Source organism: Pedobacter sp. (assembly GCF_041645105.1).
In the GTDB taxonomy this organism is placed as follows: domain Bacteria; phylum Bacteroidota; class Bacteroidia; order Sphingobacteriales; family Sphingobacteriaceae; genus Pedobacter.
The window spans coordinates 1-20093 of sequence record NZ_JBAZQQ010000008.1; the positions used below are offsets into that span (position 1 = coordinate 1).

A 20093-nucleotide genomic window follows, 5' to 3' on the forward strand; every position below is an offset into this window, starting at 1 on the left:
GATTTTGCAGAACGGTATTGTTCCAACATTTGTCGTACACAATGCAACTTGAATTCAAGACTGTGTTTCTTTTTCTTTATCATAAAAATGCCCCCAGAAAGTGTCTAACTTTTTGGGGGCACTGCAATTTTCGACAGCTTTTTTTTGGTGTTATAGGTATAATTAGTTTAAAAAATATCCAGAATACATTAAGCTTAAAAATATACTAACGAATAAAAACTACCGCTAACAAGGGTTTGGCGATAGCGGGCAGGAAGTTATCAATTCACGTTTTGTGCTTCGGTCGAAATTTGTATTTTAGTTAAAGGTTTCGGCTTCGGTTTGCCCCCCCCATCGCGAAGCCCCGAAACGTTAGCGGCAATATTTACAAACTCTATGAAGACAGACAAAGAATTTTATTTATCAGTTGGAATAAACGATATTCCGTGGGACAGACTTGTTCATTGGTATGGACGTTCAACAGATTTTCCAGCTTATTTTTATGACATACTTTCTGACCAATCAGAACGACAAAAAGTGGCTATCGATAAGATTGGAATTAACATTGAGCATCAAGACGGAATAATGATGGCGACACCGTTCACATTAATATTCTTGTTCCGACTTTTATCATTTGACAACACAAACAAAAAGCAAATTTTAGATAAAATTCTAACCGTAGCAAAAGCGACAAAATTTCAGTTTGGACGTTACGAAAATCAAGAATACCCATCAACGATTAACAATATTCAGGAACTTCTAAGTGAGGAATATATTTGGGCGACATTTGAAAACGAACTTCAAGATGAGATAAATTGGGAAGAATATAATTACAGCGATGAGCATTACTATTGGTTGAAATATACTTTTGACATTATAAGAACATTTTCACCAGTTTTAAGAAATTTGACGGACAATGAAGATAGAAATATTGCAAATCAAATTCTATCCACGGTCGAATAATACTGCCGCAAACAAGGTGTTACCAAAAGCGGGGCTGAACGGCTTCGATTGAGAATTTGTACAAGGTTCAACATTCGTTCTTCGATTGAACTTTTGTGCTAAAATCCACCATCTATAAGCTGGGTATTTCGCCAAAGGTGGCCATTTGTTCCGCATTTAAGCTTTATCTTCCAAAATAAAACTGGGATACATATTTTAAAAAAGAAGCTGAAGAATTAATGCTTAATCTGTTATTGTAAAATCCTGAATTCCTCGTTAATTATGTGATTAAATATCTACTTGATCGAAGTTTTCGACTAACAAAATTTTTATATTTTTTTCTATTGCGATAGGTGTTAGTTAACCAGTTTTTTCGTTTACTGTTTGTTTTTCCGTTGAAAAGCAGTATATACCATAATCGCACTAATAGTCATTAGAATAGCGCCTAGAAAAAATGAGGCTCCTGGAAATTGTAAGGGCGATTTATCCTGGGTGAAATAATAGAATAAGTTTGTCATAATCGGAGGGCCTATCATCGCTGTAGCACTTATTAAACTTGCTAATGAACCTTGAAGTTCGCCCTGTTCATTTGAAGGAACATTTTTACTGATAATTGATTGTAGTGCTGGCCCACAGATGCCTCCTAAGGAGTAGGGAACGAGAAAAATAAACATCATCCATCCTTGATTAGTAAATGCAAAAAGCATTAACCCAAACGCATAGAATAGCAACCCAAAATATATACTTTTCTGTTCTCCTAGTTTAGGGGTTGTCCATCTTATTAGAACTCCTTGTACTAATCCAATCAATAATCCAAGTAACCCGAGTGATAAGCCCACAGTTCGTTCTGTCCAATTAAATTTATACATAGTAAAGAAATGCCAGTTGCTCTGTACTGCATGAAGAGCGACATATATCAAAATCAAAGCAACTACAAGACCTGATATTTTAGACTGGTTTCTCAAGAAATTAAATGTTCCAATGGGATTTGCGCGTTTCCAGTTAAATGAGCGACGATTGTCTTTTTCCAAACTTTCTGGTAGTATAAAAAGTCCATAAAGAAAATTCATAATGCATAGCACGGCAGCAGCATAGAAAGGCAATCTTGATCCAAGATGTCCAAGTAAACCACCTATTACCGGCCCAATAATAAACCCTAAACCAAATGCTGCACCGATCAGACCAAAGTTTTTGGTTTTGTCTTCGTCGGTGGATATATCAGCTATATATGCACTGGCAGTGGAAATACTTGCTCCTGTGAGCCCGGCAATGATTCTTCCTAGAAATAACCAACCAATTGAAGGAGCAAGTGCTAATAGTATATAATCAATTGCAAATGCAAAAAGTGAAATTAAAATAATTGGGCGCCTTCCATATTTGTCACTGAGATTACCTACTATTGGCGCAAATATAAATTGCGTTATAGCATAGGCAAAGCCCAGCCAACCGCCATATGTTGCCGCTTCACTAAGATTACCATGAATGAGTTCTTTGATGAGTTTAGGAACCACTGGAAGGATGATTCCCCAACCAGTAATATCAATTAGCAACGTGATAAATATAAATCCAATAGCTGCTTTTTTAGCTGTTTTTTTCATGCTGTAAAAGTAGCCAGAGGCAAAAAGAAGATATTGACAATTAAATGGTGTTTACGTACAATTTGAAAGTTAAGACTGTTCAATAACACGTAAATCGTGCTGGCGGATTATTGAAAGTCATTTATTATTCATTTCTGTAAGTTTTTGGTGATACCCCTGCTATTCTTTTAAAGTATCTGCAAAAGACACTTGTTTCCTCAAAATGAAGCTCATTGCTGATTTCTTTGATTGATAAACTAGAAGATTTGAGTAATGTCTTAGCATGCAGAATTGTAATATGATCAATCCATTGTAATACAGACTTTCCAGTTTTTTGTTTCAAGAACGTAGAAAGATACTGAGGTGTTAAATGGAGTTTTTCAGCGTAAAATCCAACGCTTCTTTGGTGACTGGCATTCTTTGAAATTAACTGATAAAAATCGTCTATAATCTCATGTGTACGGTTCTTTACTGAGCTTTTGTTATTTGGTAAATTAGAATATACTTCGGAAATCATACTAACTAGAACCATAACAAGATGCTTAAGCATTTCTGTTTTATTGGGGCTCTGTTTTTTATGGTAGAAACTCTGTAAAAGTGCTATCAGTTCATTTTGTAACTTAATATCTTCAGGTTTAAGTCTTATTATTGGCTGCCATCGAATCTGATTGTTCATTATGAACTCACGTAGAATTGGAAACGTTGTGATAAAATCCAATGAGAGGCCAATTGTTACTATTTCAGCATCCTCACTCAATGACTTAGTGTCAATCATTAATTGCGGCTGTAAAACAGCAATATCACCTGCTTTTATTTCATATTCTAAAAAATGAATTTGTGATCTCATAGATCCTTGTATCATAAATCCAAGCAATAATCCATCAAATAGGCGACTGTGATTAGTGTATTTTTTTTCCGGGTCATTTTGTTGACGAAGAACAACTATCCCTTCAGTTTTTTTGGCAGGGTCAAGGTTGTATAATTTATAGACATTATCTAAAGTTATAAATAGAGCCATGTTCAAAGGTCTAAAAAAAAGACATCCGTGGCAAGTATTTATGAGGTGGTACTTTACGAATTGTATGGGGCTCTGTCGCATTGATGAAACGAATGAACAGGAGAGAAGTGTCGGTAAGGGAGCGGGGATTGCATTAAGTATATGTTACGATATGATTCAGCAGATGAATGGCCGACTTTGGGTAGAAACTGAACCTACCAAGGGTACTACGTTTTATAATTCGCTTCCGCAATAAGGTTCAAGTAAAGAAGGCACATTATGTTTTTATAAAAATTCTAAAAAATCTCTTGTGTTTTTTTTATCTCGTTAGTGAAATTTGATTTAGCATAACCAATGATTTCAGGATCGGTTTTTATTTGAGATTTCATTTGGATAGATAGAAGTAAAACATGGCTTTTACAATCTGGCTCATGGAACGTTTGCCTGTGACCCAATCTGATATACTTTCCCTGTCAATGCCAGTTTCAAAGGCGATTTGCTTGATTCGTACTCCTTTTTCCTGCATTTTTCTTTCCAGCCATGCGGTGTTGACTACGCTGGTCGGTGAGGGTAGGTAAGTGAGTGGATGAACTTTGATTTGAAACTCAGTAATTTTACTGAATACCTCTTGTGTTCTTTTGATTAGGGTGGCTTCAGTGGCGTATTTGCCGGATTTGTTTTCGCCCTGGGCAGTTTCTATTTCGATCAGATTGTCCTCAATGGCCAGTAAGGTGAAACTGATGTTGGATTGTGTGGTATGTCTATCTGCTGCTTTATTGAGCTGGTCAATTTGTTCGCTTGAAAGTGCTGTGTTTAATTTTTCTATTCCTGTGATCATCTGCGTATTTGGTGTTTTATTGTAGAGATAGCTGCCTTTTATCAAGTGGCTTTTTGTATTTAGACTGTTGGATGGTTACTGTCTATATGCTTGCAGACCGAGTATCCGCTGGGTTTTTTGATCATGCTCGCCATTGAAAAACTGATCAATAGCTTGCTGAAATACCGGATCTGCGTGTGGTACTGCAGCAAACAAGGTTATACTTGAACGCAACTTGAGCTCATCTGGAGAACCAAATATTTCATAAGCGGTTTTATCCGTGTGATTGAGTAATTCTTTGGCAACTTTTATCAGTCTTGGCCCGAGAAGGGGATGAAGGTAATACTGGGTTGCTTCCTTCAGATCCTTTATGTCGTAGTATTTGGCCGTATCTGAAAAACCCAGTCCTTGGATTTGGGGAAATATGTACCACATCCAGTGTGTTTGTTTTTTGCCATAGCTGATTTCAGTTAAGGCAATTTCGAAATCTCTTTCCTGGGCTAAAACAAATCTGTCCAGGCTGGGCGTATTTATTGTGATCATAGGTGGGGTTTATACTCCATAACCATTTTAGATGAATTTGGTTTTTAAAGACCGGAGAAATAATTAAAAATACAGTTGCAGTATTGCTGCCAGCATGGTGTGCTGGGGATTATCAAACTTATTTGATCTGGGGATTGTAATGATTTATACCATTGGAAATTGCCCGATCAGCAACAGTTTAGACAAGTAGATTAATCATTTCATAATTGAGTGAACCTGCATCAGGGTTGTCAAAGTTGTAAGTGAAGGTGCATCAGCAAGGGATGCTTGATGCACCGTTTTCTTCCGGATAACTATAGTTACCCACGCAACGGGTTTGTATGGCATCTTGGATCATTTTTCTGTAGTTCATCATAAATGGTATTAGTAATTAATTTTTGTGATAAGCGGTTGTTACTGATCAGGGTGTGATTAATTTTTCTTTTTGGTCTCATCATCTGCTCTTTTATTGCCTAAGTCTGGTTTTGGTACGCTATGTTCCGGTTTGGTTTTCGCTTTTTTATGCTCTTCATTCAGGTTTTCTGTAGCTGGTAATTCTTGGCTGTTTCTGTGATCGGTACTGCTATGAAATTTTGGTGTGGTGAGTTCTTCTGTTTTTTCAACGTTGTATTCTGCTGATCCAGGTTTCGGAGTTTTCTTTTGATTGTTCATAGTCATATAATTAGGGCCAAATACGGCTGGTGATTAGACTCTTATAACATTCAGTTTAGCGCATTGTTTATAGAAATTTTTAATTGATTTTTTTGAAATATTCTATATTTCAGGATGTTGGGTATAGGTTGTAGATCCTTTTATAAATATGGAATTCAATACTTGATAATGAAATAAAACTGCTTTTACCAATATTGAAGAAACTATGGTGGGGAGAGCAGGGAATGTCCCTTACCAATTGGAAAGCAGGTTAAAAGAATTGGGAGCCAACTTATCCAGCGCAATGATACCTTTTGTAAGTCACGTTGAAATAGACGGGTTGCTGGTTACCGGACAGAATCCTTTATCTGCTGGTCCGGCCGCAAGAGCATTAATAAAAGTGATAGAAGAGGGCTATTAAAAAGATAACATAATGAAAGAACAGGATCAATTTGCTGATGCAGATGATATCAATATGGAAAGCGATTATGAAATTTATTATTGGACCAGTCAGTTGAAAGTGACCAATGATGAACTGAAAGAGGCGGTCCGAGCAGTTGGAAATGAAATTGAGTCGGTAAAAGTGTATTTAAATAAAGCTTAACAAATGATGGAAAACAATAAGCATATATTGGAAGAGGCCAACGCTGCCATGACCAAAGGCGACTATGAAGGTTTTCTTTCCTTCTGTACAGCAGATAGGCTATGGCCAGGCCTTGATCGCCGCTTTCTTCTAATATGGCATTGGCTATTTCTACTGCTTTTTCCCTGAGTTTAACGGGAAGGTTTTTATAGGAGGGTGGATAGGTTTCTTTAAGCCAGGGCATAATGTTTTGATTTTGGTTAAAGTTTCCAGTTTTCGTGTGCTTGAATTTGATCTCGGATGGAATTCAGCAGTGGCATATCCAGTTCGCATCCCTGGCTTTCACATCGGGCATGGTCTTTTTCGTCCAGTTGAATCGTTCCTATGGTTTCTCCTTCAATGTATATCTGATAACGTGCGTTACCTAAAGGTTTGATGTCGTAAAACTTCGCTTGTCCGTTATCTGCTACTTCTATTTTAAATTGTTCCATCACTTGTAGTATTTATCGTATTCAACAATGTAATTGCATTATTGTTTAAAATTGAGCAGGAGTGTCTTGATTATGAGTGGATTGTCAGCTCACTTTAATTGTTTCAGTTTTAATCTTTACTGAGGCCCAGATTTTTCCGGGTTTTGGTTTTTTATAAGGGACTGTATGTTGGATGATTGGGCTCTTATTTAGAAACCCGTTTGTCAGTGTTGATCCTATGCCTGCTCATCTGGAATTTCCAGCATGCTATGTAACAATGGCCATACCCGCTCAGCGATGATCTGGTAACCTGCGGCATTGGGGTGAAGTCCGTCAGGCATATTCAGCTCTGGCTTTCCGGCAACGCCTTCGAGTAAAAAAGGTAAATAACTCATTCCGTATTTTTCGGCCAGGCCTCTATAAAGTTTGCGGTAAGGCTCCGCTTTTGCCTGTGTGATCCAGGCAGGAAGTTCCATTCCCAATAAAGCCAGCTTAACTTCCGGGTTAGTTTCTTTTACGCGCTGGATGATCTTTTCCAGGTTGGCGGCTGTTGCAGTAGGTGAATGACTCTGGAGCATGTCATTTGCACCAAGGGCAAGGATAAATATAGCTATTGGCGAGCGCAGTACTTTTTCCAGTCGGTATAATGCAGATTGAGTGGTATCTCCGCTGATTCCTGCATTAATAATTTGGTAAGGAAAACCACTTTGATTGATTTTCTGCTGTAATAGTGCCGGAAAGGACTCAGTGGGGGCTGAGCGCAAGCCGTATCCTGCGGTGAGGCTATCGCCAAAAAAGATGATTTGTTTCATTCGGTGCTTATTGACTGTTATGGGCTGTCCAAACCAGATCCGCTGTGCGGTAGCCTAATTTTTCAGCTTGCGCGAGATAATTATTTTTTACGGACTCGGGTATAGAACTTGTTCTGGAAAGTATCCAGAGGTATTTCAGGTTGTTGCCGGCCACGAGTGCATATTGGTAATCTTTGTCGATGGCGATTACGTTATAACCTGCATAGAAGGGGCCGAAAAAAGAAACTTTTAATCTTCCCTCATCTGGTCCTTTTACCAGCTTTGCTTTACCTATGCTTTGTTTCCATTCTTTTTTTATGGTGTGATAGCCGCGGTTATCTACCTGGATTTGACCTTTATCTTTTTCAGTATAGGTTGCTGTTACATTATTGAGGTTCTTTTCATATTTAAAATCAAGGCGTGCGATTTCGTACCATTTGCCCAGGTAACGTTTGCTGTCAAATGGTTTTACTGCTTTGGCTCCTTTTGGTATGCTGACTTTGCAGGCATTGAAAAGTATCGAGCAGGTACTGAGTGCTAAGCTGAGGTATAGTAGGTTTTTTCCCGTATTGTTCATATTGGCTATTTGTTTCATCTGGATAGGTGTATGCTCCCGTTAAAGGATTCATTTACTTAACTAGGGTAACAATTGCGGATGAATATAGTTTCGGGGTTGAATGGATCAGCTGGGATTTGGAGGTGAATTTTTGGCATTATGAAACTGAAATTTTTTCATTGCTGCTGAAAATTTTTCAGTCTGAGCGTGTGTTTTTGGCATTGGCATTTTGCTTGTATTAGGAAAACTGAACGCGAAGTTCATGAGTTTAATTAATTGTATGTTTTAATCATTAAATCAAATTAAGGAGGAAGAACCTATGACACTAGTTAAATTTAATCCAAAGAGTAACAATTCATTAATGCCAGGCTTTAATGATGTTTTCGATTCTGTTTTCAATGATACTTTTTTTTCGGATCGCATGATGACAAAGGTGCCTGCAGCGAATATTTCGGAAAGTGCCGATCATTTTCATGTGGAGCTGGCTGCCCCTGGTTTGAAAAAGGAGGATTTTAAGTTGAAGCTGGAAAGGGATGTGTTGAGCATTTCGGTTGAGCAGGTGCATGAGGATCAAAAACAAGAGCGCAATTATGCGAAACGTGAATATAGTTATAGTTCGTTTGTACGTTCTTTTACTTTGCCTGAAACTGCGGACCAGAATGGAATTGAGGCGAAATACAATGATGGGGTATTGTGTATTGATATTCCTAAACGGGAGGAAGCGAAAGTGCAATCCCGCCAGATTGAGATTAAGTAATTAATGGTTTTAATTTAGGTTGACCGGGCCGCTCTTTGGGGAGCGGCTCTTATATGTGATAGATGATGGAAACAAGTTATGAGATTTCGCTGAATATGAAAACCCTGAAAGGTGGTCGTGACCATATCCATCTATTTCTGGTTTAAACGTAAAGGCTGGCTTAAAAGGGCTCGCTAGTAGACTGGATGCTTATATTTGTGTTTTTGTGCCGGAGTTTATGTGTTGTATCTTCCAGGTGACTAGTCAAGAGTTAAACATTGGTTGTGTAGATATCTTTTGATGCTGTGATTTTAAGTCTCTGCCTGCTTTTTTTCGAGAGCTATTTCCTGGTCTTCAGCTGTGACTTCCATGCTTTCCTGCTGATGTTTTGCTGTGGGCTCGTATTGTAAGGCGATGTAGATGGGGAAATGGTCTGAATCAAAATTATTTAATCGTTTCATGCTATTGAGTTTAAAGTCTGTGGAAATAAATGCGTGGTCTAACGGGAAACGCATAATCGGGTAATGGGCATGAAATGAGTTGTAGAATCCCCGTCCTCTTCTTGGATCGAGCAATCCGCTCATTTTTAAAAATAATTCGGTGGTATAGCTCCAGGCTACGTCATTCATGTCTCCGATCACGATGACTGGATCTTTTGATGCTTTGGCTAAGTCGGCAACAAGCAGGAGTTCCTTGTCACGCTCAGTTGATCTGGGGTTTTCATTAGGTACTGGTGGTGTGGGATGCAACGCATATAATTGTAGGAGCTGTCCACTGGGAAGTTTGATTTTTGTATGAATAGAAGGGATGTCTTTTTCTACCAGGAATTTTACTTCGGTGTCAATCAGTTCATATCGGGAGTAAAGCAGCATTCCATAGGTGTTTTCTAGAGGCAGACGTTGATGGAAGGGATGTGTTTTTTCCAGGCTGAGGGTTTGCTGTTCCCACATTTTATTGGTCTCCAGCAGCAGAATTATATCTGCCTGGTTTTTACTGAGCTCGTCAATACAGCTTTTATAGTTGGTGTTTTCCTGGTATACATTGGCGATGATAATGCTGATGCTTTGATCAGGGATTTGTTTTGTTATTCGTAGGATATGTTTTTTGCTTAAGGGGGTGAAAGGAATAATCTGATAGGCCAGGAAAACCAGATTTATGGACAGTAAAGCCATCAAAATATACTGTATGGTTGCTCCGTTGTAAAATACTGTGACCAGGATCAGGGTCAGAATGGTGGCTACGAATTTCTGTAGTCTGGGATAATCGAATACTCTGAATGTCCAATAATCGTGTCTGATGACTGAGAGCAGGGAGAATGTCAGTAAAAGGGAGCTAAGTACGATTAAAAAAATGTTCATCTATGAATTGGTTTAGGATAAATCGATCTTGCTGATGAACAATCATTATGCCTAGTTTATTTAAAGGGTGAATTTGAGATTTTACAGTTTGTAGTGATCAATTATATTTCCACTTGTTCAGGAATGTCCTTTACAAAGGCCTGCTGCTCACCCATAGTAAAACGGCGTTCAAATACGCAGTATTAGATCCAGCCATTTTTATCCGTATGTACGCTGGTCATAAGGAGTACTTCATCCGGGCCGGTAATTACCTGGAGTTCGTCGCATCGAAAACTGGCCTGTAGAGTTAAAATGAATAGTTTCTAGCAGGGAAACCACCAGTGTATAAAAGATACTTTCCCATTCCTGAAAAATATTTTGATATGCCCGTCAGAAATCCCTTCATGATCTTCTCTTAATTGGATTACCCAGAGTTTTCCTTCCTTATCCATACCCAGTCTTCCACTTACAGCGGTCGGGAATAATTGTTTGATATCATTCATCGTAGTATTGGCATCTATACGGATGCCTTTGTAAGTGATAAAATTCCCATTCAGGAACCAAAATTCATCTACAGCCACTTTGTTTTTGCTGGTTTCAAAACGTGAGCCATTTTTGTATAAATATTTATCATCGGGGGCTTCGGTATCAAAAATGGTAACACAAGGAGCCTGATCTTTCAGCAATTGTATGCTGTCGGGTTTCCCAAATACATTTTCAAATTCAGTTATTGTAAAAAAACGTTTCAGTTTACCATTGAATCTTATATCTGCTTCCTGCATCACATCTCTTTGTTCATAATCGGTTCCGGGTTTGGCAATAGCTGCTTCGGTGCCACACAATTTATAAAGATCATACCTTTGCAAAAGGGTGGTATCATATTGTAATACCAATGGTCTATCGGGGTCATTGGTAATGTCTGTCAACCGCTTGGTTTGCCTGTGAAATTCTAACCAGCCTACGGCATTTTCTGTTAGCTTTTTATTGGCCGGATCTTCCGAAATATCACTGAGTACATATAATTTAATCCTTGCTTTTTCAGCTGTAAAGTATTCCAGACGGACTTTTACAAGGGTATCACTAAAATGTTTCAGCGCAACTGCATTGCTGGATTTTACAATGGCTGACAGGAATTGGTCGCAGGAAATTTCTTGAGCATCCCTGGTCATAGCTGTTTTTGTTGTGTCGGATGTACTGGTTGATTGCGATTTATGACCAGAAGGGCTTTGGCATGAAAGCAACACCAATACCATAAAAAAGGCTGAAATTTTTGACATACAATAGGAGTTACAATCCTTAACTTCATAGGCTCCGGTAATTGTATCTTTTATTTCTTTTACATAGTTCATAATCGATTATGTTTTAAATGCCGACTTATTTCCAATTTAATTGTAACAAATCACCAAATATCTCCTTCAGGAAGGGAATAAAGTTTTCAGGTAAATTTGCTTTCTCAAGATCTATTGCTATCTCACTATCCTGTATAATAAGCCTTAATTTCTTATTGTCAATGCTTATCTCATGACAACAATTAAAACATGAATCTCCGTTACACTCAATATATATACCATTAGTTTTTGCATTCGGATCATCGTTTTTACTTAATTTATATGGTTTTTGAAAAATTATATATTTTTCAAAATCAAATTCATCTTCAGCAAGACCAACTAAATAATAATTGTCTTTTTTTTCAATTGATGCATGTGCAAATTTTGCCTCTATTTCTACTTTGTACATATTTTAATAAAGTTTTGGATGTGATTTCTCTTAATTGATTTTAAGTATTCCCAACTTCCCGTTATAGAAATAATTTCCATTTTCTGTAATTAAATAACATGAAGATGCAGACTTAAACTTTTTTCCATCAAGTTGGTAATAAAAGATTTCGTGCATCGTACCAAGCCTGCCGGTATTTGTCCATTTATGGATAATACTTTTGTCAAACTCATCCAGTTCGTTTAATTTTTCATCCACTTTTATATCTGAAGTTTTCTTTGCAAAGGCTGTATCTGCTGGTTTTTTTGAGGTGTAATCAGGGGCTAAGAACATGACATCATTTATGATCACGTCATTTTTTTCGTTTATGAGCACCGATGATTTTGAATCTAACATTTCTGAATGATACGTTTTGCCGTTAAATACATTTTTAAGTGCAAAGTTGTTTTTTATGCTCACCTCAGTCGCCGTTTTTTCATTACTTTCAGGGTTTTTAGTTTCTGAGTAAATATGATGAGGGGTTTGCGTTAAATAGACCGAGTCGCTTAAAAACGTGATGAAAGGAAATAATGAAACTGAATCTTTTTTCTCGATGAAAATAACCTCCCCGTTTTCAATTAGTTTTTCCAGGGTTAAAATATCAGGATGCTTATCCTTACTTGTGCAGGATTGCAACATAAGTGCCGTAAAAAATAACGTGGTTAGTTTTTTCATGTTTGCTCTTTTTTTAAAATCTTTATTTGTCTATTTTTCAGATTTGATTTGTGGTTTTATTTATTGCAGGATACAGATCCGGGCTATCGGGTTTAAAAATATCTATAAAGCCATCTAAATTGTGGTTTTCCAAAATACAATAGAACCTGAATTAAATTCTCTTTTTTTTTCTATTGCTATTGTAGCAGGATGGGGAATTGATTTAACAGGAGCCGCTGCCCCAATTGTAACAGGTTCTTCTACCGATTTGGGATCACTTTGGCTTTTTGTTTTTACTTTCTGCTCACAGGAAATGATGACTACAGACAAGAAAACAATTGCGCGTATTTTTTTCAGAAACTTGATCTTCATTTTAATTGAAATTTTAAGGCTGCTCAATTTTATATCCATTGTTTGTAAAATTTGTTACCCCCAGAGTTTGTCTTTTTATCTTTTTGTATTTCAGTTACGTGAGCAGAAAAACTTGCTTGTTATCCTCTAACATAATATCGGAAGCTAATTTGGTTTTTTCACAGCTGATGATTTTCTGTCCTAGAACCTGAATTAATCTACAGTTGCGCTTTTTTGCTGAGATCAAAACGCGAGCCATTTTTTCATATTGTTTGTACAGGTTGGCAAGAGTTTTGATATAATTTCATGAGCCCAGGAACGTGCATAACTTCTGATTGGAAAGGTTTTGAAAGAAAACAATCAACTAGATGATGATAAAAATACGCAAATGCTTTTTCAAGATATTAATATTCTTGTTTCTCTTATTTGCATCTAACTTATCTTCTTTTGCTCAAATGAATAAAGAGGTGGTTGTTGGGTATGCGGAAACTTACGAGAAATTACCAAAACTTTCATTTACGACAAGCAGTTTTGCAGAGTACGATGGATGTCCGGCAATAGAATATATGGTCAAACCTACATTAAAAACCTCAAAAACACATCATATCATCTCCACAAGAAGGAAACAATTTAACCTCAGAAAATATAAGGATTATGGTGGTAACGATGGTTTTAGAGGGTATGAATTTCTAGGTTTCTATCCACGGTTAAAAATGTTTGCAATTACGGAAAGCTCGACCACTGAGCATTTAGGATTTAGCAGTTTGGTATTAATTGATAGTTTAAGCTCGTACCAATATCATGTTGTATCAATTGGTGATGGGGCTGTAGAGGCACCCATACCTTCGGCACAAAGTAAATATTTAGTTTATTTTTATAACTGGCCATATGAAGACAATAGCTGTTTTATTGGGTTGTTAAAAGTTAATCATCTCTCTAAGCCAGATAAAATGCTTGTCGAAAAGGCTAGCTACGATACAAGAAAATGGGCTGTTGAAAGCATTAAGTGGTTGGATGATGAAATTTTTTATGTTAAAGCATTTACTGTAAAGCCACACCAACGACAGGGAAGAAGGCTTTATCAATATCTTAAAGGGAAAATAGAATGAAGGGACTGACTACATTTTTTGTTTTTTGTCGACAAATCTATTTGCTCAAAATTTTACCCACGTACAAGTCTGTATTCGTTATAACACATTACAAGATTAAAACCGAGTAACAGAATAGCCTCTGAACTTACCTTCAACTTGTTCGTGTCAATGCCTAGTATTGCCGATATAAACAAAGTTGAGAAAACCAGGATTGCACCAACAAAAAGACTGAGATGAACAGAACGGAATAACATAGTAATCCTGAAATAGTTCCTTTTAAAAAATAAGTCAGGATTGCGGATCAGCTGCATCAGATTTATGAAAATAAATAAGCCAATAATCAGGATATATCCATTCAGGAATGGACTGTTTGTGTTCCAGGAGGGGATATTGAAAAAGCCTGCATTAATAAAGTAGCTCAGAATTCCAATACAGATCAGGCTCTTTATGATTGTCCAGCTGCTCTTTTTTGCCATTAATGCATGCCATTTTGGGTATTTCTGCTGATCAATAAGTGTTGAAAACCGCATCAGTTTCTCTGAAGGCGTTACAAAAGGATTGAATAGACCTAGCAACATGAGCAGGATGGTACTTGAAAATTGAAATGCTGCATCTGCTACCAATCTGTTTATATGCTCCTGATCCAGGATAACATCCTTTGAATAAGTAAATATGGAAAGACATATCAGTACAATCACTACAAAATGAAAAAATACTCCAAAATAACTGGTAATATTGTTTTCCTGAAAAGCCGTTGTAGCTGAACCTTGCTGTATGTTGTTGCGCAACGAAAAACGGCCGGCCATGTCCTTCAATGAATCGGCGGTTCCTCTAACAAAGAGTGCGATGGCAAGAATAAAAATGCCTATTCCTAAACTAAAGGCCGCTATACCTGCCGCTTCGAATTTGTACAGGCTCAGTAAAAAAATGATTAGACCTATGCTAAGCGCAGCGTGTTTATATTTTATTTTGCTGAAACCGTGCAGATTAAGCAGTAAAGAATAAAATAAACCCAAGGCACCACCGATAACTGCAGCAAGAGCTATTTTTGAGATGATATTTTCAGTCATAGTAACAGATGTGAATCAAGGGTGAATATAAAAGATTGTTCTCAAATATACCGGCATTAATACCGTTTATATCAGTCGACTTTAATTTTATACCTGTTAAGCTATGGCTGTTTTAGTATTGGGCCGTTTGTGATTAGCCCGATGTGCGAAGTGTTTGGACTTTGGTAGGAATAATGCTAATGAGTACCTCTGGTTATTGTTTAACCAGAGGTATATTCTTATTCTGCTGGGGACTTAGCTTTCCAAGCTGTGGTACCAGCTGAGGGTATTTTAATTTGTGTTGGATCTTTTCGTTTACTTTCTGGCCCTTGAAGTTGAACCGCATGTTCACGCGCGGCTTCCCGAAGGTCATCAAATAAATGTTCTTCGAGCTCATGTTGAGGATCTTGCTGACCAAACCTGAGTTTTTCGGCCAATAGTTTTCTGAATTCACGTCCGGGCTTTGGTGCGAATAATACAGCTATTGCAGCGCCTGCTGCAAGTCCTGCAACGAATGCAAAAGTGCTGAGACTATGGTCTTGTCGGCTTTGTAGAGTATTTTGGATGATTTTTCTATAGTTCATAATAACAGGTATTAATAATTAATTTTTGTGATAAATAGACTCTTATAACATTCAGTTTAGCGCATTGTTTATAGAAATGTTTAATTGGTAAGTTACTATAGTCTATAATATTGTTGGTGAGTATTGACAAATGGAGGGGCAATCATTATTTATCATAGGATAATTTTTGTCCTATATTTTCTGAATAGCTTTGCTCCGTTCTTAGCAATAAGAACAAGAATAAAACAATTTACTTTCTTATTATGGAACAAAAAGAAGGCCCCATTTCTCAATTTATGGAGAAAAACTATTTGCATTTTAATGCTGCAACTGTGGTAGATGCTGCTAAAGGATATGAAGCTCATTTAACTGCTGGAGGTAAAATGTTGATTTCTCTTGCAGGAGCGATGAGTACAGCTGAACTGGGGATCTCTTTAGCAGAGATGATCAGGCAGGGAAAAGTTGATATCATCAGCTGCACAGGAGCTAATCTGGAAGAAGATATCATGAACCTTGTGGCACACTCACATTATAAAAGAATTCCAAATTACCGTGATTTATCACCTCAGGATGAATGGGATCTGTTACAAAATAAATACAACCGTGTAACAGATACTTGTATTCCTGAAGAAGAAGCATTCCGTAAGATACAAACGCATATTGAGAAGATTTGGAAAGATGCTGAGACTGCAGGAGAACGCTTCTTCCCACACGAGTATATGTACAAGCTGATATTAAGCAGAGTATTGGAGGATGAATATGAAATTGACCCAAAGAATTCCTGGATGGTTGCAGCAGCTGAACGCAATTTACCAATCGTTGTTCCGGGGTGGGAAGATTCCACAATGGGTAATATTTTTGCTTCATACGTCATCAAAGGAGAATTAAAAGCCTCAACTGTAAAAAGTGGAATAGAATACATGGTATGGTTAGCTGATTTCTATGAGAAAAATACAGTTGGACACGGAATCGGATTCTTCCAAATTGGTGGTGGTATTGCCGGAGATTTTGCAATGTGTGTAGCACCGATGCTGGAACAGGATTTGGAAAAAGATAATATTCAGAAATGGCGTTACTATTGTCAAATAACCGATTCTACAACATCTTATGGTTCATATTCAGGCTGTATACCAAATGAAAAAATTACCTGGGGAAAATTAGATATAGATACACCTAGTTATTTTATAGAATCGGATGCAACGATTGTAGCTCCTTTAATTTTTTCTTGGATTTTAAATCATTAAAAATAAATTTTGGTAAAGAGAATTGTAATCATAGGTGGTGGATTTGCGGGTGTCAACCTTATAAAATATCTCAATAGCAAAGAATATCAGGTTACCCTAGTAGATAAAAATAATTATGCGTTTTTTCCACCGCTTTTATATCAGGTGGCAACAGGCTTCTTAGAAACCTCAAATATAAGTTACCCTTATCGTAAAATGTTTCGTGGTATATCGAATCTCTGCTTCAAATTAGGAGAGGTAGTAAAAATAAACCACGAGGAAAATAGAATTGTGCTGACAACAGGGGAATTGGAATACGACTATCTGGTGCTTGCGACAGGCACAGAAACCAATTATTTCGGAATGGATAATGTAGAAAAGAAAGCCATTCCGATGAAAACTGTTAACGATGCTTTAGAAATGCGGAATTACATCCTAAAACAATTAGAATTTGCTACTTCTCTTCCGTCTGACAATGAAAGGTTACAAAAGGTGCTAACCATTGTAATTGCAGGCGGTGGGCCAACAGGAGTCGAAATCTCGGGAATGTTAGCGGAAATGCGGGCTTCTGTATTTCCAAAAGATTATCCTGAATTTGGAAAAATGAATGTGCAACATCATATTTATCTTGTGGATGGCAGCCCTACATTGTTGCCATTATTAAGTGAAAAATCACAGAATAACACACTCAATGCATTAAGAGACATGGGTGTAACGGTTATCTTAAATGCAAAGGTTATCGACTACATAAACGATAAGGTCATATTAAGTAATGGTCAAAGTATTGAAACAGAAAACTTGATATGGGCAGCAGGCGTGACCTCAAAAATGTTTGAGGGTATACCAATAGAATGTTACGGACGAGGAAAAAGGTTGATTACAGATGCTTACAATAAAGTTGAGGGTTTAAAAAATGTATATGCCATTGGTGATACTTGCATACAAACAACAGATGATGAATTCGCTTCAGGGCATCCGCAAGTAGCACAAGTAGCCTTGCAGCAAGGAAAAAATCTAGCTGCCAACTTTAAGCTAATAATGCTTAATAAACCACTAATACCTTTTATATATAAGGACAAAGGTACTATGGCTATAATCGGACGTAACAAAGCAGTAGTAGATCTTCCGTCTAATTTGCATTTCAAAGGTTTTGTTGCTTGGTTTATCTGGATTTTTATACATCTTGTTTCATTAGTGCACTATAGAAATAAGATTACAACTTTATATAACTGGGTTGTTTCTTATTTCACCAAAGACCAATCTCTGAGAATGATTATACGGCCAATAACAAAAGAATAAAAGTCTTATTAATGGAAGTTGTTGCACTAACAGGAGAAATGTATAAATCGAAATTTAACTTCAATAAATAAATTGGAAAGATAACTTAGGAACTAATAATTGATAATATAGTACATAATCTGGATAATAAATTTCAAAACGACAAAGCTTGTATCTCGCATATTTGTGTAATGCCCTTCTTAATTTTATGAAGAGGACATTACAAATAGCCAAATAGATGTAAAAACCATGATTACTTTAGTTAAGCTACTGTTAATCTAAAAAGGGCCTGAAGGTGTATAAAAATTCAGATAGTTTAGATATTGATAAACTTATTGCAGGTGATGAATCTGCATTCAATAGCGTTTATCACCTTTATTCTGAAAGAGTTTTTAGACTGGCATTCCGATTTGTAAAAAATAGAGCGCAATGTGAAGGGATCGTTCAGGAAACTTTTCTCAGACTCTGGTTATTTCGCTCAAGACTCGATCCATCGGGTAATTTGTGGCTTTATTTATATGTAATCGCGAAAAGACTCTCGTTCGATGCGTATAAAGAAATTAGTAAGTCATCAGTATTGAGACAGGAACTATTACTAAATCTCCAGGTAATTAGAAATACTACAGAGGAAGAAATTCTGGCAAATGAACTGGATTGCTTTACCCAAAGCGTAATTAGTAAATTACCAAATCAACAGCGGCTGGTTTTTAAATTAAGTCGCCATGATGGTTTATCTCATGGGGAGATCGCTAATCAACTGAACATCTCTCAAAATACTGTAAAAAACCATATGGTTGAAGCATTAAAGACCATAAAGAAAGAGTTGAAATATGCCGATTTAATCTATATCCTGGCGCTTTTTTATATTATTTAAAATTATTTTCATTTTGACTAGTCCTATAGTCCAAATTTTCAGTACTCTCTTTTAACAACCCTTAAAAGACCAAATATAAACCAGATTTGAACAAAGAAAGATTGCAGCTTTTATTAAAAGCCTATTTAGATCACACGATCAGTGAAGAAGATTGTCTTGAGTTGATGGACCTTACTAAAGAAATGGACCAGGAAGAAATGGACGAGATGATCGATAAGGAATTGCAGGGGATAAATACTGGACCATCATTTAATGGTGCAGAAGCCAATGCAGTCCTAAACCTGATTAAGAAAGATCCTCAGTTTAACAATGTGAGTGTACCGATATACAGAAGACTTTATAACAATAACATTTTCCGTATTGCAGCTATCTTAGTACCTGCTGTATTTACAATCCTATATATTGTCTTTACAAAGAAAGAGGATACAAGTGCTAATGTTAAGCCTAATCAAATAGTAATCGCGCCTGGTAAAAACAAAGCCATACTCACTCTGGCAAATGGGAAAGAAATATCACTAAATGATGCACAAACGGGGGAACTGGCTAATGAGGGTAATGTATCCATTACAAAAAACCGCACCGGGCAATTGGTTTATAATCAGTCAGACTTACCATCTGTTGATAAAAAAGAGCTGAGTTACAATACGATCAAAACTCCAAATGGAGGTGAGTATCATATCATTCTTCCTGATGGTACTCGGGTATGGTTAAACTCTGCTTCATCACTCAAATTTCCAACCAGGTTCTCCAAACAAAATAGAGAAGTGATTCTTAAGGGGGAAGCGTATTTTGAAGTTGCACATGATAAAAGAACACCTTTCCATGTAAAAGCAAAAGGAAGTATGGTAGAGGTACTTGGAACTCATTTCAATATTTCGGCTTATGACGATGATGATGAAGTTGCAACTACATTATTAGAAGGATCTGTAAAAGTTTCCAAAAATAAACATAAGTCTCTTTTGGTACCAGGCCAGCAATCTTTAATACTGGATGGAGTAGACAGTATTGTGGTGAAAAATGTTAACACAGAAGATGCTATAGCATGGCATAACGGATTTTTCAAATTTCAAAATGAAGACATTAAGAGTGTGCTAAAAAAAGTATCCAGGTGGTATGACGTAGAAGTAGAATATAGAAATACAAAGAAAAGCCCCAAACTAGGAGGTCTGTCTTACAGAACCAAAAGTTTAAATGACTTACTGGCTCAATTAGAAAAAATTGGAAACTTACATTATAAGCTCGAAGGAAGGAGGATCATTGTTGTAGACTAATACTAACCTTTTACTACAATTATCGA

General features: G+C 36.9%; 25 protein-coding genes. 10 read left to right on the forward strand and 15 right to left on the reverse strand.

The features are described 5' to 3' along the window. Positions 1-375 precede the first annotated feature (375 nt). Positions 376-942: a hypothetical protein gene (locus WC623_RS20865; protein ID WP_372854753.1), complete on the forward strand. Its 567-nt coding sequence runs from the start codon at positions 376-378 to the stop codon at positions 940-942. 356 nt (positions 943-1298) lie between these two features. Here WC623_RS20865 and WC623_RS20870 read toward each other — a convergent pair whose 3' ends face one another. After that, positions 1299-2519, reverse strand: a complete 1221-nt coding sequence (locus tag WC623_RS20870; RefSeq protein ID WP_372854755.1) for a TCR/Tet family MFS transporter — start codon at positions 2517-2519, stop codon at positions 1299-1301. 124 nt (positions 2520-2643) lie between these two features. Further along, positions 2644-3516: a helix-turn-helix domain-containing protein gene (locus WC623_RS20875; RefSeq protein ID WP_372854757.1), complete on the reverse strand. Its 873-nt coding sequence runs from the start codon at positions 3514-3516 to the stop codon at positions 2644-2646. Between WC623_RS20875 and WC623_RS20880 the strand changes: the two genes are divergently transcribed. Then, positions 3515-3751 carry an ATP-binding protein gene (locus tag WC623_RS20880; protein ID WP_372854759.1) on the forward strand — a complete coding sequence of 79 codons (237 nt, stop codon included), beginning with the start codon at positions 3515-3517 and terminating at the stop codon, positions 3749-3751. The genes WC623_RS20875 and WC623_RS20880 overlap by 2 nt on opposite strands. Positions 3752-3880: 129 nt before the next feature. Here the strand turns inward: WC623_RS20880 and WC623_RS20885 are convergent, their stop codons facing one another. The 3 genes from WC623_RS20885 to WC623_RS20895 all read right to left on the reverse strand — a co-directional run bounded on the left by WC623_RS20885 (position 3881) and on the right by WC623_RS20895 (position 5506). Beyond that, complete coding sequence (locus tag WC623_RS20885; RefSeq protein ID WP_372854761.1) at positions 3881-4333, reverse strand: helix-turn-helix domain-containing protein; 453 nt, start codon at positions 4331-4333, stop codon at positions 3881-3883. Positions 4334-4408: 75 nt separating this feature from the next. Then, positions 4409-4855 carry a DUF1810 domain-containing protein gene (locus WC623_RS20890; protein WP_372854763.1) on the reverse strand — a complete coding sequence of 149 codons (447 nt, stop codon included), beginning with the start codon at positions 4853-4855 and terminating at the stop codon, positions 4409-4411. A gap of 411 nt (positions 4856-5266) precedes the next feature. Next, positions 5267-5506, reverse strand: coding sequence for a hypothetical protein (locus WC623_RS20895; RefSeq protein WP_372854765.1), 240 nt, complete (start codon positions 5504-5506; stop codon positions 5267-5269). Between the two features lie 205 nt (positions 5507-5711). On the opposite strand from WC623_RS20895, the gene WC623_RS20900 reads away from it, so the two are divergent. Both WC623_RS20900 and WC623_RS20905 read left to right on the forward strand, forming a co-directional pair. Then, positions 5712-5906 (forward strand): hypothetical protein, encoded by a 195-nt coding sequence (locus WC623_RS20900; RefSeq protein WP_372854767.1) that lies wholly within the window; start codon positions 5712-5714, stop codon positions 5904-5906. A 12-nt stretch (positions 5907-5918) separates the two neighbouring features. Then, on the forward strand, positions 5919-6089 hold the full coding sequence (locus WC623_RS20905) for a DUF3606 domain-containing protein (protein ID WP_372854769.1): 171 nt from the start codon (positions 5919-5921) through the stop codon (positions 6087-6089). 239 nt (positions 6090-6328) lie between these two features. Here WC623_RS20905 and WC623_RS20910 read toward each other — a convergent pair whose 3' ends face one another. The 3 genes from WC623_RS20910 to WC623_RS20920 all read right to left on the reverse strand — a co-directional run bounded on the left by WC623_RS20910 (position 6329) and on the right by WC623_RS20920 (position 7924). Further along, a complete protein-coding gene (locus tag WC623_RS20910) occupies positions 6329-6559 on the reverse strand; it encodes a hypothetical protein (protein WP_372854771.1) in 231 nt (76 codons plus the stop codon). A gap of 215 nt (positions 6560-6774) precedes the next feature. After that, the gene (locus tag WC623_RS20915; protein WP_372854773.1) at positions 6775-7350 is read right to left on the reverse strand and encodes an arylesterase; all 576 of its coding nucleotides are present in this window, start codon (positions 7348-7350) and stop codon (positions 6775-6777) included. A gap of 7 nt (positions 7351-7357) precedes the next feature. Then, a complete protein-coding gene (locus tag WC623_RS20920; protein ID WP_372854775.1) occupies positions 7358-7924 on the reverse strand; it encodes a lipocalin family protein in 567 nt (188 codons plus the stop codon). Between the two features lie 280 nt (positions 7925-8204). Between WC623_RS20920 and WC623_RS20925 the strand changes: the two genes are divergently transcribed. Continuing rightward, positions 8205-8642 (forward strand): Hsp20/alpha crystallin family protein, encoded by a 438-nt coding sequence (locus WC623_RS20925; RefSeq protein ID WP_349787986.1) that lies wholly within the window; start codon positions 8205-8207, stop codon positions 8640-8642. Between the two features lie 290 nt (positions 8643-8932). Here the strand turns inward: WC623_RS20925 and WC623_RS20930 are convergent, their stop codons facing one another. From WC623_RS20930 to WC623_RS20950, 5 genes are all read right to left on the reverse strand, one after another. Then, a complete protein-coding gene (locus WC623_RS20930) occupies positions 8933-9979 on the reverse strand; it encodes an endonuclease/exonuclease/phosphatase family protein (protein ID WP_372854777.1) in 1047 nt (348 codons plus the stop codon). Between the two features lie 302 nt (positions 9980-10281). After that, the gene (locus tag WC623_RS20935) at positions 10282-11307 is read right to left on the reverse strand and encodes a hypothetical protein (RefSeq protein WP_372854779.1); all 1026 of its coding nucleotides are present in this window, start codon (positions 11305-11307) and stop codon (positions 10282-10284) included. A 25-nt stretch (positions 11308-11332) separates the two neighbouring features. Continuing rightward, complete coding sequence (locus tag WC623_RS20940; protein ID WP_372854781.1) at positions 11333-11695, reverse strand: hypothetical protein; 363 nt, start codon at positions 11693-11695, stop codon at positions 11333-11335. Positions 11696-11725: 30 nt separating this feature from the next. Further along, positions 11726-12388, reverse strand: a complete 663-nt coding sequence (locus WC623_RS20945) for a hypothetical protein (RefSeq protein ID WP_372854783.1) — start codon at positions 12386-12388, stop codon at positions 11726-11728. 114 nt (positions 12389-12502) lie between these two features. Beyond that, entirely contained in the window at positions 12503-12739 is a 237-nt protein-coding gene (locus tag WC623_RS20950) for a hypothetical protein (protein WP_372854785.1), read from the reverse strand. 434 nt (positions 12740-13173) lie between these two features. On the opposite strand from WC623_RS20950, the gene WC623_RS20955 reads away from it, so the two are divergent. Further along, a complete protein-coding gene (locus WC623_RS20955; protein ID WP_372854787.1) occupies positions 13174-13827 on the forward strand; it encodes a hypothetical protein in 654 nt (217 codons plus the stop codon). A gap of 53 nt (positions 13828-13880) precedes the next feature. Here WC623_RS20955 and WC623_RS20960 read toward each other — a convergent pair whose 3' ends face one another. Together WC623_RS20960 and WC623_RS20965 are read right to left on the reverse strand one after the other, a co-directional pair. Continuing rightward, entirely contained in the window at positions 13881-14879 is a 999-nt protein-coding gene (locus tag WC623_RS20960; RefSeq protein ID WP_372854789.1) for a hypothetical protein, read from the reverse strand. Between the two features lie 218 nt (positions 14880-15097). Beyond that, positions 15098-15442, reverse strand: a complete 345-nt coding sequence (locus WC623_RS20965) for a YtxH domain-containing protein (protein WP_372854791.1) — start codon at positions 15440-15442, stop codon at positions 15098-15100. A gap of 242 nt (positions 15443-15684) precedes the next feature. Between WC623_RS20965 and WC623_RS20970 the strand changes: the two genes are divergently transcribed. From WC623_RS20970 to WC623_RS20985, 4 genes are all read left to right on the forward strand, one after another. After that, positions 15685-16665: a deoxyhypusine synthase family protein gene (locus WC623_RS20970; RefSeq protein WP_372854793.1), complete on the forward strand. Its 981-nt coding sequence runs from the start codon at positions 15685-15687 to the stop codon at positions 16663-16665. 9 nt (positions 16666-16674) lie between these two features. Further along, the gene (locus WC623_RS20975) at positions 16675-17943 is read left to right on the forward strand and encodes an NAD(P)/FAD-dependent oxidoreductase (RefSeq protein WP_372854795.1); all 1269 of its coding nucleotides are present in this window, start codon (positions 16675-16677) and stop codon (positions 17941-17943) included. A 274-nt stretch (positions 17944-18217) separates the two neighbouring features. Next, positions 18218-18796: an RNA polymerase sigma factor gene (locus WC623_RS20980; protein ID WP_372854797.1), complete on the forward strand. Its 579-nt coding sequence runs from the start codon at positions 18218-18220 to the stop codon at positions 18794-18796. Between the two features lie 86 nt (positions 18797-18882). Further along, a complete protein-coding gene (locus tag WC623_RS20985; RefSeq protein ID WP_372854799.1) occupies positions 18883-20067 on the forward strand; it encodes a FecR family protein in 1185 nt (394 codons plus the stop codon). Positions 20068-20093 lie beyond the last annotated feature (26 nt).